Source organism: Lactococcus sp. UBA7128 (assembly GCF_002492185.1).
Lineage (GTDB): Bacteria > Bacillota > Bacilli > Lactobacillales > Streptococcaceae > Lactococcus > Lactococcus muris.
Window position 1 is genome coordinate 1 of the sequence record NZ_DKXK01000093.1, and the last position, 18880, is coordinate 18880.

16 protein-coding genes are annotated in these 18880 nt (G+C 40.0%); 11 read left to right on the forward strand and 5 right to left on the reverse strand.

Features of this window, described 5'->3' with window-relative positions:
• The 3 genes from B4H39_RS10000 to B4H39_RS10010 all read left to right on the forward strand — a co-directional run.
• Nucleotides 1–400 (forward strand): hypothetical protein (locus B4H39_RS10000; protein WP_286927576.1); only part of this gene is annotated, 400 nt, incomplete at its 5' end.
• Nucleotides 397–570: a hypothetical protein gene (locus tag B4H39_RS10005; protein ID WP_251422814.1), complete on the forward strand. Its 174-nt coding sequence runs from the start codon at nucleotides 397–399 to the stop codon at nucleotides 568–570. The genes B4H39_RS10000 and B4H39_RS10005, both read left to right, overlap by 4 nt.
• On the forward strand, nucleotides 557–1195 hold the full coding sequence (locus tag B4H39_RS10010; protein WP_251422818.1) for an ATP-binding cassette domain-containing protein: 639 nt from the start codon (nucleotides 557–559) through the stop codon (nucleotides 1193–1195). Before B4H39_RS10005 ends, B4H39_RS10010 begins: the two co-directional genes overlap by 14 nt.
• A gap of 111 nt (nucleotides 1196–1306) precedes the next feature.
• Here B4H39_RS10010 and B4H39_RS10015 read toward each other — a convergent pair whose 3' ends face one another.
• Both B4H39_RS10015 and lysS read right to left on the reverse strand, forming a co-directional pair.
• Complete coding sequence (locus B4H39_RS10015) at nucleotides 1307–2902, reverse strand: NAD(P)/FAD-dependent oxidoreductase (RefSeq protein ID WP_251422821.1); 1596 nt, start codon at nucleotides 2900–2902, stop codon at nucleotides 1307–1309.
• A gap of 69 nt (nucleotides 2903–2971) precedes the next feature.
• A complete protein-coding gene (lysS, locus tag B4H39_RS10020; RefSeq protein WP_202230455.1) occupies nucleotides 2972–4462 on the reverse strand; it encodes a lysine--tRNA ligase in 1491 nt (496 codons plus the stop codon).
• Nucleotides 4463–4825: 363 nt separating this feature from the next.
• Here lysS and B4H39_RS10025 point away from each other — a divergent pair, with 363 nt between their 5' ends.
• The 5 genes from B4H39_RS10025 to B4H39_RS10045 all read left to right on the forward strand — a co-directional run bounded on the left by B4H39_RS10025 (nucleotide 4826) and on the right by B4H39_RS10045 (nucleotide 11164).
• Nucleotides 4826–6664 (forward strand): APC family permease, encoded by a 1839-nt coding sequence (locus B4H39_RS10025; protein WP_251422824.1) that lies wholly within the window; start codon nucleotides 4826–4828, stop codon nucleotides 6662–6664.
• 193 nt (nucleotides 6665–6857) lie between these two features.
• Nucleotides 6858–7868, forward strand: a complete 1011-nt coding sequence (locus B4H39_RS10030) for a YeiH family protein (RefSeq protein WP_251422826.1) — start codon at nucleotides 6858–6860, stop codon at nucleotides 7866–7868.
• 60 nt (nucleotides 7869–7928) lie between these two features.
• Complete coding sequence (locus B4H39_RS10035) at nucleotides 7929–8390, forward strand: HIT family protein (protein ID WP_202230415.1); 462 nt, start codon at nucleotides 7929–7931, stop codon at nucleotides 8388–8390.
• Nucleotides 8391–8471: 81 nt separating this feature from the next.
• Nucleotides 8472–9692, forward strand: a complete 1221-nt coding sequence (gene thiI / locus B4H39_RS10040) for a tRNA uracil 4-sulfurtransferase ThiI (RefSeq protein WP_251422828.1) — start codon at nucleotides 8472–8474, stop codon at nucleotides 9690–9692.
• A gap of 68 nt (nucleotides 9693–9760) precedes the next feature.
• Nucleotides 9761–11164: an MFS transporter gene (locus tag B4H39_RS10045; RefSeq protein ID WP_251422831.1), complete on the forward strand. Its 1404-nt coding sequence runs from the start codon at nucleotides 9761–9763 to the stop codon at nucleotides 11162–11164.
• A 33-nt stretch (nucleotides 11165–11197) separates the two neighbouring features.
• On the opposite strand, the gene B4H39_RS10050 is transcribed toward B4H39_RS10045, so the two are convergent.
• The 3 genes from B4H39_RS10050 to tyrS form a co-directional block, all read right to left on the reverse strand.
• Nucleotides 11198–13288 (reverse strand): cation:proton antiporter, encoded by a 2091-nt coding sequence (locus tag B4H39_RS10050; protein WP_286927577.1) that lies wholly within the window; start codon nucleotides 13286–13288, stop codon nucleotides 11198–11200.
• A gap of 79 nt (nucleotides 13289–13367) precedes the next feature.
• Nucleotides 13368–13835 (reverse strand): hypothetical protein, encoded by a 468-nt coding sequence (locus B4H39_RS10055; protein WP_251422836.1) that lies wholly within the window; start codon nucleotides 13833–13835, stop codon nucleotides 13368–13370.
• Between the two features lie 128 nt (nucleotides 13836–13963).
• Nucleotides 13964–15223, reverse strand: coding sequence for a tyrosine--tRNA ligase (gene tyrS, locus B4H39_RS10060; RefSeq protein ID WP_251422839.1), 1260 nt, complete (start codon nucleotides 15221–15223; stop codon nucleotides 13964–13966).
• A 135-nt stretch (nucleotides 15224–15358) separates the two neighbouring features.
• On the opposite strand from tyrS, the gene B4H39_RS10065 reads away from it, so the two are divergent.
• The 3 genes from B4H39_RS10065 (at nucleotide 15359) to B4H39_RS10075 (ending at nucleotide 18776) form a co-directional block, all read left to right on the forward strand.
• Nucleotides 15359–17788 (forward strand): transglycosylase domain-containing protein, encoded by a 2430-nt coding sequence (locus tag B4H39_RS10065; protein WP_251422842.1) that lies wholly within the window; start codon nucleotides 15359–15361, stop codon nucleotides 17786–17788.
• Between the two features lie 81 nt (nucleotides 17789–17869).
• Nucleotides 17870–18379: a methylated-DNA--[protein]-cysteine S-methyltransferase gene (locus B4H39_RS10070; RefSeq protein WP_202230125.1), complete on the forward strand. Its 510-nt coding sequence runs from the start codon at nucleotides 17870–17872 to the stop codon at nucleotides 18377–18379.
• On the forward strand, nucleotides 18369–18776 hold the full coding sequence (locus B4H39_RS10075; RefSeq protein WP_202230126.1) for a methylated-DNA--[protein]-cysteine S-methyltransferase: 408 nt from the start codon (nucleotides 18369–18371) through the stop codon (nucleotides 18774–18776). Before B4H39_RS10070 ends, B4H39_RS10075 begins: the two co-directional genes overlap by 11 nt.
• Nucleotides 18777–18880 lie beyond the last annotated feature (104 nt).

The window sequence follows — 18880 nt, forward strand, 5'->3', positions numbered from 1 at the left end:
TAAAAATTTTTTCTTCAAATTACTTGAAAAAAATTTCACTCTTTTTCTCATTAGTTTTCCTATGCTCATTTTATTTTTGATACTGATCAGTGAACGGACACTTTTTCTACTTTCTGTTCCTATCAGTTTGGTATTATCCTTAATACAAGAAAGTACGATTTTGATAGATTATCAATCTTTGGCCATTGACAAAACAATGTCTGTAAAAGCAGCATACAATCCGTTCATTTACTTGGCATTATTGGTTCTTATAGGTCTAACTCAGATTGTCAATAAGGCGGAAGACCTTGATATTTCAGAGATGTTCTTTATAAAAGTTTATATTGCAATATTCATTTTGTTTACAAGTTATTTGTTTGGAAAAGCAATAGTACAACTGGGAGGAGAGAAAAAAATATGAATATTTGGCCATTGTTATCACTCAGCATAGCTTTTCTTTATGCTAGTCATCTTTTTTTGAAATTTTTTAGTAAAAAGAAGAAAAACATATTTGCTTTAATATTTTTTGGTTCATGTGCAATAATATTTTTAGCTGGACTTATCATGGGGGTGATTTATGGGAAATACTAGATTTTATATCAAAGTAAAAAACTTATACCAAGGACAAAAGGTGGTCATTCCTTTTTTAGAAACATCAATTTCAAAAGGAATTATCACAAATATTGTTGGGAAAAATGGAATAGGAAAAAGCAGCTTTTTATCTGCCTTAAATGGAGAATTAAGAGTTGAAGAATTCACAGCCTCTATTGGTACAGAAAAGATTGACGTAAAGAAAAATTTTGAAATTGTAAAACTGACTTCGGATTTTTTTGGCTATGAATTTTTGAAAAGTATTGAATTTGTAGAATATATTTTGCGTCTATACCGAAGAGAAATAAAGAGCAATATGGAAGTATCTCAAAAAATGATGGAAGATCTGAGTATGAAAGAGTTTGAGTATACTTTGGTTAAGAATTTATCTCAAGGTACGAAGCAAAAGTTAGCGTTTATAGCTACTGTTTTGGCTTCATGTAAGATTATGTTATTCGATGAAGCTTTTGAGCATATTGATAGAAAAAGCTTGCAAGAAATTTTTCGGATTTTAGACATGGTGAGGAAAGAAAGCTATATTTTGAATGTTTCTCATACAGGAATTCTTGATGATTTAGAAAATGTGAAATTAGATTTGGAAGGGCTGATCAGTTATGAGAATTAAAAAAAGTTATGCCTATGTTTGAATGCTAATATTAGTGTACTCGTAACGTTTGATAGTGAAGCTTAAAAAAGCATGATTTCTGAGTTTAAAGAAATCATGCTTTTTTCTTTTTTATGGTCGGGCAAAAGTAGAAATCATTTGCTCGGCACACTTGAGACCGTCAATAGCAGCAGAAACGATACCACCGGCAAAGCCAGCACCTTCACCAGAAGGGTAAATCCCTTCTGTCGAAAGGGACTGGAAGCTTTCTTCATCACGGTTAATGCGGACAGGTGAAGATGAACGCGACTCTACGCCAGTCATAACAGCATCAGGCATGGCAAAACCTTCTATTTTTTTATCAAATCCAAGAAGTGCTTCTTTTATCGAAGAAGTGATATATTCAGGGAAAAGTTGACGGAGATCAGTAGGGGTAACGCCTAGTGCATAAGAAGGGGTAACTTCACCTGTCTGAGTTGAAGCTTTGTCTTCAAGGAAATCGCCCACCAGTTGAGCAGGAGCTTTGTAGTTTTTGCCTCCTAAATCAAAGGCTTTTTCCTCAAGTTGACGTTGAAATTCTACACCTGCCAGAGGATGGTCTTTTCCAAAATCTTCGGGGAAGACTTGAACCAAAAGACCGCTATTGGCGTTTTCCTCAGAACGGGCGTGCTCGCTCATCCCGTTTGTGACCAGTCGTCCCTCCTCAGATGCTGCTGGTACAACAAGACCTCCTGGGCACATGCAGAAAGTATAAACGCCGCGCCCAGAGCTTGCCTTATGTGTCAATCGATACTCGGCTGCTCCAAGCCGTGGATGTTTAGCAAATTCTTTGTATTGAGCTTTATTAATCAGGCTTTGAGGATGTTCGATACGTACACCGACGGCAAAGGGTTTGGCTGTCATGTTAATCCCCTTGTCATAAAGTTCTGAAAAAGTATCTCGTGCACTGTGCCCAATAGCTAAAACGGCGTGATTGGAGAAGATTTTCTGCCCATTTTTTAGAACGATGCCTTGAAGTTTATTCTTTTCAATGAGGAAGGAGGCAACCTGGCTGTCAAAAAGCACCTCGCCACCAAGAGCGATAATTTGTTCACGAATATTCTTTACAATATCACGGAGCAAGTCTGTACCAACATGGGGATGAGCTTTATAGAGAATATCCTCTGGTGCACCCGCCTTGACAAATTCTTCTAAGACTTTACGACCGCGTAGGTCCCGGACACGAGAGGTGAGTTTTCCATCAGAAAAGGTCCCTGCTCCACCTTCGCCAAACTGAACGTTTGAAGCAGGATTGAGCTTCCCCTCCTTCCAGAAGCTCTCAATGGCTTTTACACGCTCTTCAACTTTCTGCCCGCGTTCTAAAACGATTGGGCGGTAACCCATTTGAGCCAAAAGGAGAGCAGAAAACATCCCAGCTGGACCAAAACCTATAACAAGAGGGCGATGAGCCATAGGTTCAGTGCCTGGTTGGGGATTTTTATACTTTAAATCTGGTGAGGGAGAAACATTTTTGATTTTTCTTTTGAGGATTTTTACTTCATTTTTAACTTCAACATCAACGGTGTAAATAAAGTTAATTTCTCCACGATGTCGGGCATCAATCGATTCTTTATAAATGCGATAGCTTATCAAGTCGGACTCTTGAATTTTTAATTTTTTCAAGAGGAGTTCTTTCACTTTTTCCACCGGATTATCAATGGAAGTTTTTATTTGAGATATTCTTAGCATTTTATTCTCTTAATCTAAATATACTGTGTGATTGGAAAAAATCCAGCTAAAAAAACTGGATTTTTCTTTTTATTTCATTGTTGGGAAGAGGAGGACATCACGGATAGATGTTGTTCCAGTGAAGAGCATGACGAGACGGTCAATACCAATGCCTAACCCCCCTGTTGGTGGCATACCGTGTTCCAAGGCTTCTACATAGTCATAGTCCACGCCAGTTGCTTCATCGTCACCAAGTTCTTTTGCTTTAGCCTGTGCTTCAAAACGTTCCAACTGATCGATAGGGTCGTTGAGCTCAGAGAAAGCATTTGCGTATTCTTTACCGTTGATGAAGAGTTCAAAACGATCTGTAAAACGAGGATCTTCTTCATTCATTTTAGCTAATGGTGAAATTTCTTTTGGATGTCCAAAAACAAATGTTGGTTGAACCAATGTATCTTCAACATATTTTTCGAAGAATTCATTAATGATGTGTCCGACACTTGTAAAGTGCTTTTCAACATAGATATCATGTTCTTTAGCTAAAGCAACAGCTTCTTCAAAGGACATGTCTTTCCAGAAGTCTACCCCTGTTTGCTCTTTGATTGCATCAACCATGTGGACACGGGCAAACTTGCCACCCACGTTGATTTCTTTACCATCATACTCAATAATATCTTTACCAAGCACAGTGTGGGCAACATGCTGGAAAATACCTTCAGTCAAGTCCATAATGTCATCAAAATCAGCATAGGCCTCATAGGATTCCATGGTTGTAAACTCAGGATTGTGTGTCATATCCATTCCTTCGTTACGGAAGACACGACCGAGTTCATAAACCTTTTCCATGCCACCAACGATTAAGCGTTTCAAGTGCAATTCTGTCGCAATACGGAGCGCCATATCAATGTTTAATGAGTTGTGGTGTGTATAGAATGGACGGGCAGCAGCACCGCCGGCTTCATTGTTTAAAACAGGTGTTTCAACTTCAAGATAACCTCGTCCGTCCATATAGCGGCGGATTTCACTGATGATTTTAGAACGCGTAACAAAACGGTTGAAGCTTTCTTTGTTTGAAATCAAGTCCAAGTAACGTTTACGGTAACGTGTTTCCGTATCTGTAAGGCCATGAAATTTTTCTGGCAATGGGCGAAGTGCTTTGGACAAGAAAGTCAGTTTGCTGGCTTTAATGGAAAGCTCACCCATATCTGTTTTCATGATTTGCCCTTCAACACCCAGGAAATCACCGAGGTCAGCTTGTTTGAAGATTTGATAGTTTTCTTCACCCACCTCATCTTTACGCACATAAATCTGAATTTGCCCTTCGCGGTCTTGGAGATGAGCAAATCCCACTTTACCTTTACCGCGCTTTGTCATCAGACGACCTGCGATTGTTGCATGCAAGTCTTTTTCCTGTAATTCTTCCTTAGTATTTTCATCGTATTTCGCATGTAGTTCTGCAGAGTTATGTGTACGAACAAACCGGTGTCCGAATGGATCGATACCTGACTCGCGCAGTGCTTCCATTTTTTCACGCCGTACCTTCATTTGGTCATTAAGTTCTTCAATAATTTCAGCCAAAATGTTTTCTCCTATAAAAAAAGTTTATATCATTCATATTTTAGCATAATTTTACTGCTTTTGATAGCCCATAAACATGTTTTTGAAAAATGTTTTAGGCCAAAGATAGAGCCAGTTTTTGCAACACAAGTTTTTCAAAAATTTGGCACGAAAGTATAAGGAGCTGTATGTCTGTGAGCAAGCTGTTCTTGATATGCATTTGTTACTGAAATCAAACATAAAAATACTACTAAAATCAATAAAAAAATGCTACAATGGTTGAGTTATATTGGAGAGGCAGTATTATGCTAGGGAAGTCAAGCCTAGACTGAATTAAGCCAGATAAATCCAACTTAAAGATTTTATTTATTCTATAGGAGTTGCGTTTTGAAAAAAGTCAAAGAGCTTTTAATTGGTAAGTCTTTAAAATCTACCGTAGGTGATTCGCATTTGCTGACCAAATTACAGGCTTTGGCCATGCTATCGTCAGATGCCTTGTCATCAATCGCTTATGGACCTGAGCAAATTCTTTTAGTACTCGTAGCCGTAGGGGCAAGTGCTTCTTGGTATTCTGTACCTATTGCCTTAATTATCTTGGTTTTACTGTTTGCCTTGATTGGAAGCTATACACAAGTTATTCATGCCTATCCGTCAGGCGGTGGCGCTTACTTGGTTTCAACAGAGAATCTTGGGACGATTCCGGGCCTGATTTCTGGGGGTTCACTACTGGTTGACTATATGTTAACTGTTGCTGTATCTACAGCTTCTGGTGCAGATGCAATTACTTCAGCTTTACCAGAACTTCATCAGTACAATTTACAAATTGCAGTAGGGTTGGCCTTATTGCTTATGCTGATGAACTTGAGAGGCCTTCGTGAGTCGGCCGCCTTTCTGATGATTCCTGTGTATACCTTTATCCTTGCAACTGTCGCTCTCCTAGGCGTGGGTATCTTTCGCATCTTCGCAGGCAGCTTGCCTTATCAAGCACCTGCGCATATCGGAACAACAGTTGGCGGTATTTCACTTATCCTCTTGCTTAAAGCTTTCTCCACAGGTTCTTCGTCTTTGACAGGGGTAGAAGCCATTTCTAATGCTGTACCTTTCTTTAAGCAGCCGAAGGAAAAAAATGCCGCCAAAACTTTGGTGATGATGGGTATTATTTTGGCAGCTTTCTTTAGTGGTGTTATCTTCTTTGCCTATTGGTTAGGCTTGACACCACGTGCTGATGTAACCATCATTGCACAGATGGCACAAAAAATCTTTGGAGACAGTGTTTTTGGCCATGCTTTCTTCTTTATTTTCCAAATTGCAACAGCTTTGATTTTAGCAGTAGCAGCAAACACAGGTTATTCAGCTTTCCCGATGCTTGCTTTTAATATGGCTAAGAAAAAATATATGCCGCATTTGTTCACGGCGCGTGGTACGCGTTTGAGCTACTCAAATGGTATCATTAGCCTTGCTATAGGTGCAGTTATCCTCCTGTTTATCTTCGATGGGCAAACAGATAGGCTGATTCCTCTTTATGCTATCGGTGTGTTCACGCCCTTTACTCTCGCGCAAGTTGGTATGGTTGTGCACTGGCGTAAGAAACTGGGAAACAAGTTCCTCTTGCACTCCATTCCAAACATCATTGGAGCTCTTATCTCCTTTGTTGTTGTTATGATACTGCTGATTTTCCGTGTTTCTGAAATTTGGCCTTTCTTTGTCGTTTTGCCGCTTTTGATTTTCTGCTTTATCCGTATTCATAATCATTATATGAATGTGGCAGAGCAATTACGCTTGCGTAAAGAAACAGCAGAACATAAGTTTGATGGAAATACAGTGATTGTTCTGGTTGGAAATGTGACAAATGTAGATATCGGGGCGATTAACTATGCGCGTTCTGTAGGGGATTATCTCATTGCTCTCCACGTGTCGACAAAAGAAGATACGGAAAAAGAAGCAGAAATTGAAAGAGATTTCAATGAAACTTTTCCAGATATTAAGCTGACAGTCGTGCATACAAGTTACCGTAGCATCATCACCCCAGCTGTTCGCTTTATCAACTTGGCTGCAAAACAAGCTAAGGCACATAACTATACAACAACAGTCTTGATTCCGACATTTATTCCATCGAAACCCTGGCAAAATATTTTCCACAACCAGACAGGCTTACGCTTGCGTTATTACCTGAATTCCCACGAGGACATTATTCTTGCCAGCTACAACTACCATTTGAAAAAATAAGCAAAAAATACAAACACACACGTCAGAATGATAAATTCAACATTCTGACGTTTTTTTGAACAGAGTTTCTTAACTAATTAGGGGATGAAACTTATACAAGAGTAGGCCAGATATTGTTGTCAATGCCCCTGATGCTATCTCCTAGAGGATTCAGGCCCACAAATCACTCCCTGTTTTTGCTATAATAGTTTTCATGCTAAATAAAAATATCGTACCAGGCTTGGGGCTAAGTTTTGCAGTTGCACTGATGAGCTATGTTTTGAATCTATTTGTTTTTAAAGGACTAGGCGCAGCAACCATTGCTATTTTATTAGGCATTGTTTTAGGAAATATTTATTTTAAGCAACCCATCCTTTTTGCGGGGACAGCATGGTCAGAAAAGAAGCTCCTAGAATTTTCGGTGATGTTTTTAGGAGCCACGGTGACCTTTCAAACGATAAAAGAGTTAGGTTGGAAGGGAATGAGTTTCATTCTTTTACAAATGGTGCTTACAATTGTCTTTGTCATGTTTATCGGGAAAAAACTAGGCTTTTCATCTAAAGTAAATGCACTTATGGCTTCAGGAAATGCTGTTTGTGGTTCCTCGGCTATTGCGGCAGTTGAGCCAGTCATTGGTGCAGAGGATAAGGATAAGCGTACTGCAATAACTATGGTGAACTTGATGGGAACCTTTTTAATGCTTCTGTTGCCCATCTTAGGAACTTGGTTATTGGGAGAAAACGACTTTTTACGTGGGGCTTTGATTGGTGGGACGATTCAGTCGGTTGGTCAAGTTGTAGCTTCGGCGACCATGGTGAATTTAGGAACAACCACTATGGCAACATTATTTAAAATTATGCGGATCATCATGCTGGTCTTTGTTGTGCTCTATTTTTCCTACCAAGTACGTCAATCGGAAGGGGGCTTGAAACAGCAGGCAGAGGAGCACTTAAAGATAAAACGCCAAGCCTTTCTCCCCTGGTATGTTTTGGGATTTGTTATTTTTTGTAGCTTGGATACTATACTTCAGTTTCCCAGGTTTATAACAGAAGCTGCACGTTTTATCAGTAGCTGGTGTGAAGTTATTGCGCTAGCAGCAATTGGTCTGCGCCTAAATTTGGTGGAATTTATCCGAGCGGGTAGAAAGTTAGCAATTTATGGTTTGGTCGTCCTTCTCTTTCAAGTAGGAGTCGCGCTTATTCTGATACGTTTATTATTGGCTTAGATAAATAAATATCTAAAATGATATAATATACTCAATGATGTAGATTAGAGGGGGGAAGTTATGGATTGGCGAAAAGACAGGATTGAATCGGCGGCCAACGGAACAAATCCGATGATTATTGCAGAACTTAAAGCAAGTTATGTTGCGATAGGTGACACGCAATTTCTTGAGGGATATTGTGTACTGTTACCGAAAGAAAAATATTATTCATTGAATGATATGGAAATTGAAGAAAGAACTCAGTTTTTGAAAGAGATGAGCATTGTTGGCGATGCGATAATCAATGTCTGCGAACCCTTGCGTATCAACTATGATATTCTTGGAAATACGGATGCCTATTTGCATGCACATGTGTTTCCAAGATATGCGAGTGAATCAGAAGAGCGAAGGAAAATGCCAGTATGGCTTTATGATAAATCGCACTGGACGGATGACCGCTACCAATATACAGATAAAAAACATAAGCTTCTTCGTCAGAAACTGATTGCTGAAATTGAAAAACTTACAAATATGGTGAAATAGCTTAACAAAGTATGGCAGCATACTGGAACATTATTCAAATTTTGACGATTATTTGGACAGAAGCAAGTAGGAGATTAAACAATGACTATCGCATATGATGAAATTATGATTCGCTATGGCGAACTCTCAACAAAAGGAAAAAACCGTGGTTTCTTCATCAATCGCTTGGCCAATAATATAAAAGAAGTCCTTGCAGATTTGACAGATTTGAAGATTACTGCACAGCGTGATCGTGCGCATATTGAACTGAACGGTACAGACTATGAAGAAGTCTCAAGACGTTTGATGAAGGTCTTCGGGATCCAAAACTTTTCTGCTTCTATTAAGGTTGAAAAGTCGATTGAGGGGCTAAAAGCAGCTGCGGTTGCTCTGATGAAAGAAATTTATCATGAAGGAATGACTTTCAAAATCGCTACGCGGCGTTCTGACCATAGCTTTGAACAAGACTCAACAGAGTTAAACATGACTCTAGGTGATGCTGTATTTGATAATTTTGAGTATGCAAAGGTTCAGATGAAAAAGCCAGATATTACACTTCGTGTTGAAATTCGGCTCGAAGGTGCCTATCTGAGCTTTGAAACAGTTAAAGGTGCGGGTGGTATGCCGGTTGGGACTGCTGGACGTGGCCATTTGATGCTCTCAGGTGGAATCGATTCGCCAGTGGCAGGTTATTTGGCGCTTAAACGTGGTGTAGAGATAGAGGCTGTCCACTTTGCCTCTCCCCCTTATACCAGTCCTGGAGCTTTGAAAAAGGCGAAGGACTTAACAGCAAAATTGACGGTATTTGGTGGGACGATTACCTTTATAGAAGTACCTTTTACGGAGATTCAAGAAGAAATAAAAGCCAAAGTCCCACAAGCATATTTGATGACCTTGACACGCCGCTTTATGATGCGTGTGGTTGACCGTATCCGTGAAGAACGGGGTGGAAAAATAATCATTAACGGAGAAAGTTTGGGGCAGGTTGCTTCACAAACTCTTGGTTCAATGTCTGTGATTAATGAAGTCACGAGTACACCGGTGATTCGTCCAGTTGTTACAATGGATAAGATTGAAATCATTGACATTGCCGAAAAAATTGATACGTTCAACCTGTCGATTTTGCCCTTTGAAGATTGCTGTACCGTATTTGCACCACCATCCCCTAAAACAAATCCAAAGCTGGACAATGTCCTGACCTATGAAAAACGTTTGGATGTTGAAGGTATGGTTGATCGTGCAGTTAAAGGCATTATGGTGAGTAAAATAACAGGAGAAAACTGGGACAAAGAAGAAGCAGATGAGTTTTACGACTTGCTTTGATTTTTGAAAGTAACTGTATCATTGGATGAAGCTTTTAGCCTTTCCATAGAGGAAGAGAAAGGGAACAAATGAAAAACAGAACAAAAGTGCTTCTGACCATTGGTCTGTTTACACTGATGTCTACCTTAGACGGTTCAATTGTTAATATTGCACTGCCGACAATGGCACGTGAGCTGAATGTATCGACAGCCCAGATTACTTGGGTGGTCACTATTTACTTAATCGTTATTAGTGCAGTCATTCTTATTTTTGGGCGGCTGGCTGATTTGATTGGAAAGACAACGGTTACGAGATGGGGCTGGACGATTTTTATTGTTGGTTCGCTGCTTGCGGGCTTAAATCTTGGCTTGGGGCTTCCTTTCTTACTCTTTGCACGTGTGATCCAGGCTATTGGCGCATCGATGTTTATGGCTACAAGTTTTGGAATTGTGGCTCAAGTTTTCCCCGTTGAGCGGCGTGCGCGTGCTCTGTCAATCACTTCCATGTTCGTTTCTGTTGGTTCTATAGCAGGACCAGCACTTGGTGGTTTAATCTTACAAGTTGCTTCTTGGAATTATATTTTTTGGATTAATGTACCGATAGGGATAGTGGCTTGGATCTTTGGGAGTCGTGCTCTGCCAGAGGATGAGGAACAAGGCTCTGTAAGTGAAGTAGACGTGTCAGGTGGTTTACAGATGACTGCGGTCATTGTTCTCTTGTTTATGGCTTTGAATTTTGGACAAGCCTTAGGCTGGACTAACCCTCTTATATTGTTGAGTGTAGCGCTTGGAGTCGTTCTTTTTATCAGTTTTATTTTTACTGAACGGCGGAAGGACAAGCCTTTACTTGATTTAGCCATTTTTAAGAACAGGCTCTTTTCCTTGAGCCTCGTGATGTCAATGCTAAATTTTACTGTAGCAATGTTTGCAAGCATTCTCCTTCCCTTTTACTTGCAGGATTATCGGGACTATTCCCCTGGGACAGCAGGTTTTATCATGATGGCCTACCCTATGGCAATGCTGCTAGTAAGTCCTATTGCTGGTGCACTTGCAGATAAAATCGATAAGGAAGTGATTACTTTTGTGGGAATTACGGGCGTTGTACTTTCACAAATCGGTTATCTCCTTATCCGTGTAGATTCCCCACAATGGTGGGTTATTGCAGTGTTATTGCTTCAAGGAGCCTCAATGGGAGCATTCCAAAGTCCCAATAATGCCTTGATTATGGAAACAGTGGAACGGAAATATTTAGGAATTGCTGGCTCTGTGAACTCCTTAATCCGGAATATGGCTTTTGTCTTAGGAACATCTATAGCAACCATAATCTTATTTCTATCCATGTCGAGTCAACTTGGTTATACGGTAAGGACTTATTTACCAGATTATCCAGAAACCTTCTTACAAGGCATGCAGATGGCCTTTCTTGTTTCATTGATTTTGACAAGTATTTCTTGGCTCTTGGCAGGAGTACGCCTCTTGGGACGAAAAAAATAAAAATAGCTTGGCAAACTTCTTGCCAAGCTGTTTTTATTCATGGACAGAGAGCGTATCATTCGCCTTCTTTTGAATTTTTTTACGTCTTTTTTCAATAAAATCATAAAGCAATGTATGATGGTTGCTCGCGAGAGAATAGTCCTCTAAAGTATTGACATTCTGGCGTAGAACCTTTGCCTCGCCAATAGTGAGTTCACCACGCGATTCATACTCAAAAATAGCCTTGCGTTCTAAATAGTAAGCACGCATCATTTCCTTAAGATTATTGGGTTGAGCGCGGTGGAGAATCCCTGTGATATAGCCTCCGCGTGAGACAAACTCTGCAGAACGTAGGCGCTCTGCTTGAAGATAGTGAATCAGGCGCTCATCATAAACAGATTCCAAGTTGTCCAGTGCTTGCAAGACTAACTTTGTGTTAGAGAAGTATAGTGCGGTAATCTCCCGATGCGTGATTGCATTATCTGGACGTGTTTTTCGGAAACTGAAGTCCAGATGAATGATTCTTGACAGGAGGAAATGAATGACACGTATCGAAATAGCGGAAGCATACTGTAAACTTGAAACCAAATTATGGGCAACAGACTGCTCCATAGAGTGGAGATAACGCTGATAAGTACGATAAGTATACATGGAAATTTCATTTTGCCTCAAAGCATTCTCTAACCCTTCGGCTTCAAGACGAACGATAAGAAGTTGCAATTCGTTAAAGTCAACAGAAGTATTTGAACTCTCTTGCTCTATAATGAGTTTTTGGATGCGATCCTGATAGCTATCGATTGCGATATTATAGCCCAGCCGGGCCTTTTCTTTGTGAACCTGTTTCAAGTCATTTTCAAGCTCTCGCACAACATCCGCTAAGATTGAAATCTTAACCATGTTATCCACTTTGACGACTTTCTTGGCTGCAATTAAGGGGAGGACAAAGAGTCCGGTTAAAAAACTGAGCGCTGTGACAGCAGCACAGAGGAAGATGATTAAGCTATGAGGGACATCAACTGTACGTGGTAACAGGAGTACAGTAGCAATACTTACAGTACCTTTCGAACCTGAAAAAGTAAGCAGCAGTATATCGTTCCAGTAGGCTGAAAAATCTTGATTGCGTCGAAGAGAAACATAGCGATAGTAGATAGCCAGTAGAGAAAAACGGAGGATAAAGAGCCCTATTGTTAAAAAAAGAACCATTAACAAGAGAGAAGAAGTAGAGTAGAGAGGATCTGCAATAAGTGGAAAGACCAGCTGATGCAGCTCTATACCAAGGAAAAGAAAGACTGTTGAATTCAATACAAAAGTCACCAAGTCCCATATGGTATTTTTTACTTTTGTTACCTGAGCATCGAAAAGGGTAGTGCGTTTTAGCCCATTGGCCTGCATAACACCGGCTACAACAACAGCGATAATTCCTGAAACTTCAAGCAAGTCAGCAATTAAAAACGCGGATAAAGGAAGCATAAGTTCTAAGATAAGGTAGCCTGTAACATCTCGTGCATCTACGTCTTCAAGGATTCGTAAAATAAAAGATTTTATCCAAACAAGAAGGAAACCAACAGCAGCTCCACCAATAGCAGAGACAACCAAGTCAGTAGAAGCATGGGCAAGCGAAAATTCGCCAGTTGTCAGGGCGAGTACAGCAATTTGAAAGGAAATGATACCAGAAGCGTCATTCAACAATCCTTCTCCTGTGAGGATGCTCATTACACGCTTTGGAAAGTTAAAGCGTTCAGATAAGGCAGCAACCGCAATAGCATCTGTCGGTGCCAAAGAAGCCCCTAAAGCGAAACAAGCAGCCAAGGGAACTGAAAAATAAAAGAAGTGTGTCAAATAACCCAAACCGATTGTTGTAATAAAAACTAATGGAAAAATAAGTATGAGTATCGTGCGCGTATGCTTAAAGATATGTTTGATATCTGCTTCCTCACTTTCACGAAAAAGCAGGGGCGCGATGATAAAGCCTAAGAAAAACACTGGGTCAACTTGCAAAAGTTTTGAAGCACCCAAAAAGCCCAAACACAGCCCAATCACGACTTGAATCAGTGGGAGAGCCAGTTTTGGGAAAACTTTATTGATGATATTTGAAATAACTAGAGCAAGAAGAAAAACGATGACATAAAAAATAGTATGGAGCACAAATTTTCCTTTCTTTTGTCTATTTTAGAGAAAAAACCACACAAAAAGTACAGTTTATAAGATTATAAGCTGAACAAGGTCACTTTATTTTTTTTAAAAGTTCTTTTTTTTGACTGATTTTCTGATCGATCTTGTCGCAACTTTTTTTACTTAAAATGGCGCGACAGCGTTTCAACTCAAGTTCTGTCAACTGACGTTTCAGTTTTTCTTTTTTTACAAAGTCAGATTCGCCGCTGTCAATGTATTCCAGCTTCTGTTTTAGTAGAGCTTGTTTGTGCTTAAGCGCTTCAATTTGATGCTTAAGTTTTGAAATTTGTTCATAGCTTGCTGCTTGCTGGTGTAAATCATCAAGTTTATTAGACAAGAAAAGCTTTTTCTCTTCAAGAAGATGAAGTGCTTCAAGAACCTTATTTCTTTTTTCTTCCTGTGAAACAGGAGTAAAAATCTCGCCTTTATCAGAAACAGTTGCTCTTTCTGTATCGCTTTGTTTTTCTAAATATTGTTGACGCAAGTCTTTCAGCATTTGCTCAAAATCTTTATCAGACATAATTCTATCCTTATAATCTTGTTCTTAGAGCTATTATACCATGATTACGGCGAAAAAATAAAATAGTCTTTCTTATTTACGAAAAAACAGTAGAATGAGCATTCTACTGTCTTTGATTTCTCTACAAATTAATAAGTTAGGATAAAGTTTTTCTTCTTACCACGGCGGATAACTGTTAATTGCTTATCAATTTTATCAGCGTCTGAGAGCATGTAATCCAAGTCTTGAATACGTTCACCATTGATGTAAATCGCACCATTTGTCACATCTTCACGCGCTTGGCGCTTAGAGTTTTCGATTCCTGCTGAAATCAAAAGTTCAACGATATTAAGATTATCGTCCGATTTTACCTGATATGTTGGAACGTCTTTTAAACCAGAAAGAATGGATTTGGCATCGAGTGCTTTCAAATCCCCCCCGCCAAATAATGTGTCAGTGATTTTCACAGCTTGCTCGTAGGCAGCTTGCCCATGAACAAGTGTCACGACTTCTCGGGCCAAAACTTTTTGAGCTAGGCGTTCATGACGTGCTTCTTCAAATTTCTCAGCAATTTCAGCGATTTCCTCAAGTGACAAAAAGGTAAATATTTTCAGCATTTTAACAGCATCATCATCATTGACGTTAAGCCAGAACTGATACATCTCAAAAGGAGAGGTTTTATCAGCATCTAACCAAATAGCGTTACCCTCAGATTTACCAAATTTTTTCCCTGTTGAGTCTGTAATTAGTGGGATAGTGATAACGTGCCCGGTTTTCCCAGCTTTGCGGCGAAGTAGCTCTGTTCCAGCAGTCATATTTCCCCATTGGTCAGAACCACCAAGCTGCAGGGTAATACCATGACGTTGGTTGAGCTCATAGAAATCATAACCTTGCATAATTTGATAAGCAAACTCAGTATAAGAAATACCCGTTTCAATACGACTCTTGACGGAGTCCTTGCTCATCATGTAGTTAATTGTATAGTATTTACCGACATCACGAAGAAAATCAATGAAGGTCAAATCTTTAAACCAGTTATAATTGTTTTCCATTTGGGCCTTGTTTTCACCATTTTCAAAATCGAGAAAGCGTTCCAGCTGAGCTCGAATTTTGTTCGCCCATTCGACAACTGTTTCTTTTGTTTGTAGACCACGTTCAGCATCTTTGAAAGAAGGGTCACCGACTAAACCAGTTGCGCCTCCCACTAAAGGATACGGCTTATGTCCAGCCATCTGCAGACGTTTCATAGTTAAGAGAAGCACTAGGTTTCCGAGATGTAAACTGTCAGCAGTAGGATCGTAACCAACATAATAACTGACCATGCCCTCAGTCAAAGCTTCGCGAAGAGCTTCTTCATCAGTGGTTTGAAAGATTAGACCACGTTCTTTTAGTTCGTCAAAAATATTCATGTTACCTCCTAAACTAGTTAATACTGACAGTTTTGTTATAGTTTCTCTCAGTAAATTAGATTAACGTTCTCATTATATCAAAAAAATGCAAAAATAGGCACGAAAAAAGAAAGGAAGTTTGATATAATATGTAGTATGAAAAAAAATCAAGAGCAATCCAAAGAGCGTACACGTGCACGTTTGCAGGCCAAACTGGAGGCAAAGCGAGCAAAAGAGGCACAAGCGGACCATAAGAGTTCGCTTAAAAAGCCTCATAAAACTAAAAAAGATAAGGTCAATAATACAGACGAAGGCAATAAAACAACCTGGCAAACGGTCTTTTCGGTAGGACGTGGTGTGGTTGCTGTTTTGGGTGTTCTTCTTCTTTTAACGGGCGTATTTGGCGTAGCTGCAGGAGCAGGTTATTTTGCACGACTAGTTGAAAATACTGATGTTCCAGAAAAGGACGAACTTCTTGAGCAAATTAGAAATATTCATGGCGTGTCTGTAATGAAATACAGCAATGGTACAAATATTTCAGACATTTCTAGTGATTTGGTAAGGGTAAATGTGTCCAGTGATCAAATCTCACAAAATGTAAAAGATGCCTTGATTGCTACAGAGGATGAAACTTTTAAAACCAATAATGGTGTTGTCCCTAAAGCTGTAGTCCGTGGGATACTAGGAGCATTAGGTGGAGGAACGAGTTCCGGTGGTTCTACCATTACCCAGCAGTTGGTCAAGCAGCAGTCTCTTGGAGACAGTGTCACTTTCCAGCGTAAAGCCAGTGAGATTGTATATGCCTTGCAGCTTAATCAATATTTGAGTAAGGATGAAATTTTAACAGATTATCTCAATGTTTCACCTTTTGGACGAAATAATCAAGGGAAAAATATTGCTGGAGTCCAAGCAGCAGCGCAAGGAATTTTTGGAAAATCAGCTAAGGATTTAACTGTGCCAGAAGCAGCTTTTATTGCAGGCCTGCCTCAGAGTCCGATCGTGTATTCGCCCTATAATGCAGATGGTTCACTCAAGTCAGAAGAATTACTTTCTTATGGCTTGGCACGGCAACAAAATGTCCTTTTCAATATGTATCGTGCAGGTTATTTGAACAAAGAAGACTATGAAAAATACCGTGCAGTTGATATATCTAAAGAATTTTTACCTTCAAAACCACAAGATTCTGTGGCACATGGCTACCTTTACAATGTAGTTTATAATGAAGCTTTGAAACATGTATATGACTATCTTATCAAGAAGGATGAGGTTTCTGCTACTGAACAGGGCAACGACAGCACGAAACAAAAATATCGTGAAATGGCAGCACAAGCCTTACAAACAGGTGGTTACACGATTACAACAACAATTAATCAAGCAGTCTATGAAGCCATGCAAAATGCAGTTGCTCAATACGGCGGAATTTTACAAGACGGCACAGGTGAAGTTCAGCCGGGTAATGTTTTGATGGACAATAAGACAGGAGCAGTACTTGGTTTTATTGGCGGTTTGGACTATGCAACGAATCAAAATAACCATGCCTTTGATACGACGCGTAGTCCAGGCTCTTCTATTAAGCCCATTCTGGCTTACGCACCGGCTATTGATTTAGGCTTGCTTGGTTCAGCTAGCATGCTCAGTAACTATCCCGCAAACTTTTCCGATGGGACACCTATCTTACACGTTGGTGAAACAGGGACGGGTATGGTTAGCTTAAACGAAGCACTAGGTGTTTCTTGGAATATTCCTGCACACTGGACATATCAAGCAATTCTGAACTCAGGCAACAGTGTTGAACCTTATATGAGTAAGATGGGCTATTCTGTCCCTAATTACAACATAGAGTCTCTTCCTCTTGGAGGAGGGATTGAACCAACCGTGGTACAGCATACCAATGGCTATCAAACTCTGGCTAATGGAGGGGTTTATGAACCTTACTTTGTTGTACAAAGCATTAAGGATGATGCTGGGAAAGACATTTATGAGCATGAGAGCAAAGCGACAAGGGTTTATTCACAGGCAACCTCTACAATTACTACAAACCTCTTGCGCAATGTTTTGACTTATGAGCCAAGTAGACGTACGACCAACTTTTTGCAAGACTTGCAAGCCATTAATCCATCACTTGCAAACAATGTAGATTGGGCTGGTAAGACGGGAACTTCTAACGACTATGTGGATGGCTGGCTCATGCTTTCTACACCAACAGTTTCTCTTGGAGGCTGGATTGGTCACGACGACAATACTTCTATGGGGAGCAAGACAGCAGCTGTAAACAATGGAACATATATGGCTAACTTAGTTAATGCTATTGCAGCAGCTGACCCGAATATCTTTGGGCCGGGAGAAAAATTCCCAGACCCAAGTAAGGATCCAGATGTGATTAAGAGTACAGTCCTCAAGTCTACGGGACAAAAACCAGGCACGGTGACTGGAGGAAAGCTTAAGAACGTCAAGGTTTCAGGCCCAACAACCACGAGCTATTGGGCGAAAAATGGTGCACCTGTGACACAGTTTAAGTTTGGTATCGGTGGTACAGAGGCCAACTATAATGATGCCTGGAGTAAGATTTTGGGAGGCAGTAAGTAAAAAAGAGCTTTGGCTCCTTTTTATTTCAAAAGAGGGACTCACTATCGAAAACTATCGCTTTTCATGTGCTATAATAAGCACATGAAGAAAGTTCTCTATAAAAATCATTTTCAGACACCCATAGGGGAAATGCTGAGTATTAGTGATTATGAAAGCCTCTATCTTCTCGAATTTGTTGAGCGGAAGAACTTGAAAAAGAAAATAGACGGTCTAGGAGCAGACTTGGAAGAACGCCCGACCTTTGTCTCCCGTCTTGTTGAAGAAGAAGTGCAGGAGTATTTTTCAGGAATACGGAAAGAGTTTGACTTACCCTTGGTTTTTCAAGGTACGGCATTTCAAAAAAAGATTTGGCGTGAACTTGAGCAGATTCCATTTGGACAGACGAAAACCTATAAGGAAATTGCTCAAAAAATAGACAATCCCAATGCAAGCATTGCAGTTGGAGCAGCAAATGCTTCCAATCATTTTGCTATTGTGATACCGTGCCATCGACTAAAAAGTAGTTCAGGGCAACTGTCAGGTTACGCAGCGGGAATATGGAGAAAACAATGGCTTTTGCATTTCGAGGAGGAGGTTGCATGTGGTGAATGAAGAAATTAAGCTTTCGGTGAAACGTAATCAGAGAGGACAAATTATCCAAGTTTTTTTTGATAACCAACATGAAGAAGTGACCTATGAGGAACTTACTAATAACCAGAACTTTGAATTAAGTGGAGGTACTGCCTTTCAGCAAGCTGTTTGGTTAGAACTACAAAAAATTCCTGCGGGAACTACGATTAGTTATCAAGAAATGGCAGCCCGTGTCGGCAGTCCTCAAGCTCAACAAGCTGTAGGACAAGCTTTAGCACGAAATCCCCTACCTGTAATTTTACCCTGCCACAGAGTCACTCGTAAAGACGGAAGCTTGGGAGGTTTCATGGGGCAGGAGGATGCTGTACACATAAAACAGAAAATTCTAGAGTATGAAAAAAATTTAAACAGGAAATAAAGGAAAAAAAGAGGCTGGGAGAAAAGTCGAAATTCGACGGAGTTCAAGCTAAGTCCTAAAAGTAAAATCGCTCAACTACGGCATTTTCTTTGCCGAAACTGAGC

Coding starts and splice junctions, on each gene's coding strand:
- B4H39_RS10005 (WP_251422814.1), top strand. CDS start 397: ATGAATATTTGGCCATTGTTATCACTCAGCATAGCTTTTCTTTATGCT.
- B4H39_RS10010 (WP_251422818.1), top strand. CDS start 557: ATGGGAAATACTAGATTTTATATCAAAGTAAAAAACTTATACCAAGGA.
- B4H39_RS10015 (WP_251422821.1), bottom strand. CDS start 2,902: ATGCTAAGAATATCTCAAATAAAAACTTCCATTGATAATCCGGTGGAA.
- B4H39_RS10030 (WP_251422826.1), top strand. CDS start 6,858: ATGCTAAATAAAAATATCGTACCAGGCTTGGGGCTAAGTTTTGCAGTT.
- B4H39_RS10035 (WP_202230415.1), top strand. CDS start 7,929: ATGGATTGGCGAAAAGACAGGATTGAATCGGCGGCCAACGGAACAAAT.
- thiI (WP_251422828.1), top strand. CDS start 8,472: ATGACTATCGCATATGATGAAATTATGATTCGCTATGGCGAACTCTCA.
- B4H39_RS10045 (WP_251422831.1), top strand. CDS start 9,761: ATGAAAAACAGAACAAAAGTGCTTCTGACCATTGGTCTGTTTACACTG.
- B4H39_RS10055 (WP_251422836.1), bottom strand. CDS start 13,835: ATGTCTGATAAAGATTTTGAGCAAATGCTGAAAGACTTGCGTCAACAA.
- tyrS (WP_251422839.1), bottom strand. CDS start 15,223: ATGAATATTTTTGACGAACTAAAAGAACGTGGTCTAATCTTTCAAACC.
- B4H39_RS10065 (WP_251422842.1), top strand. CDS start 15,359: ATGAAAAAAAATCAAGAGCAATCCAAAGAGCGTACACGTGCACGTTTG.
- B4H39_RS10070 (WP_202230125.1), top strand. CDS start 17,870: ATGAAGAAAGTTCTCTATAAAAATCATTTTCAGACACCCATAGGGGAA.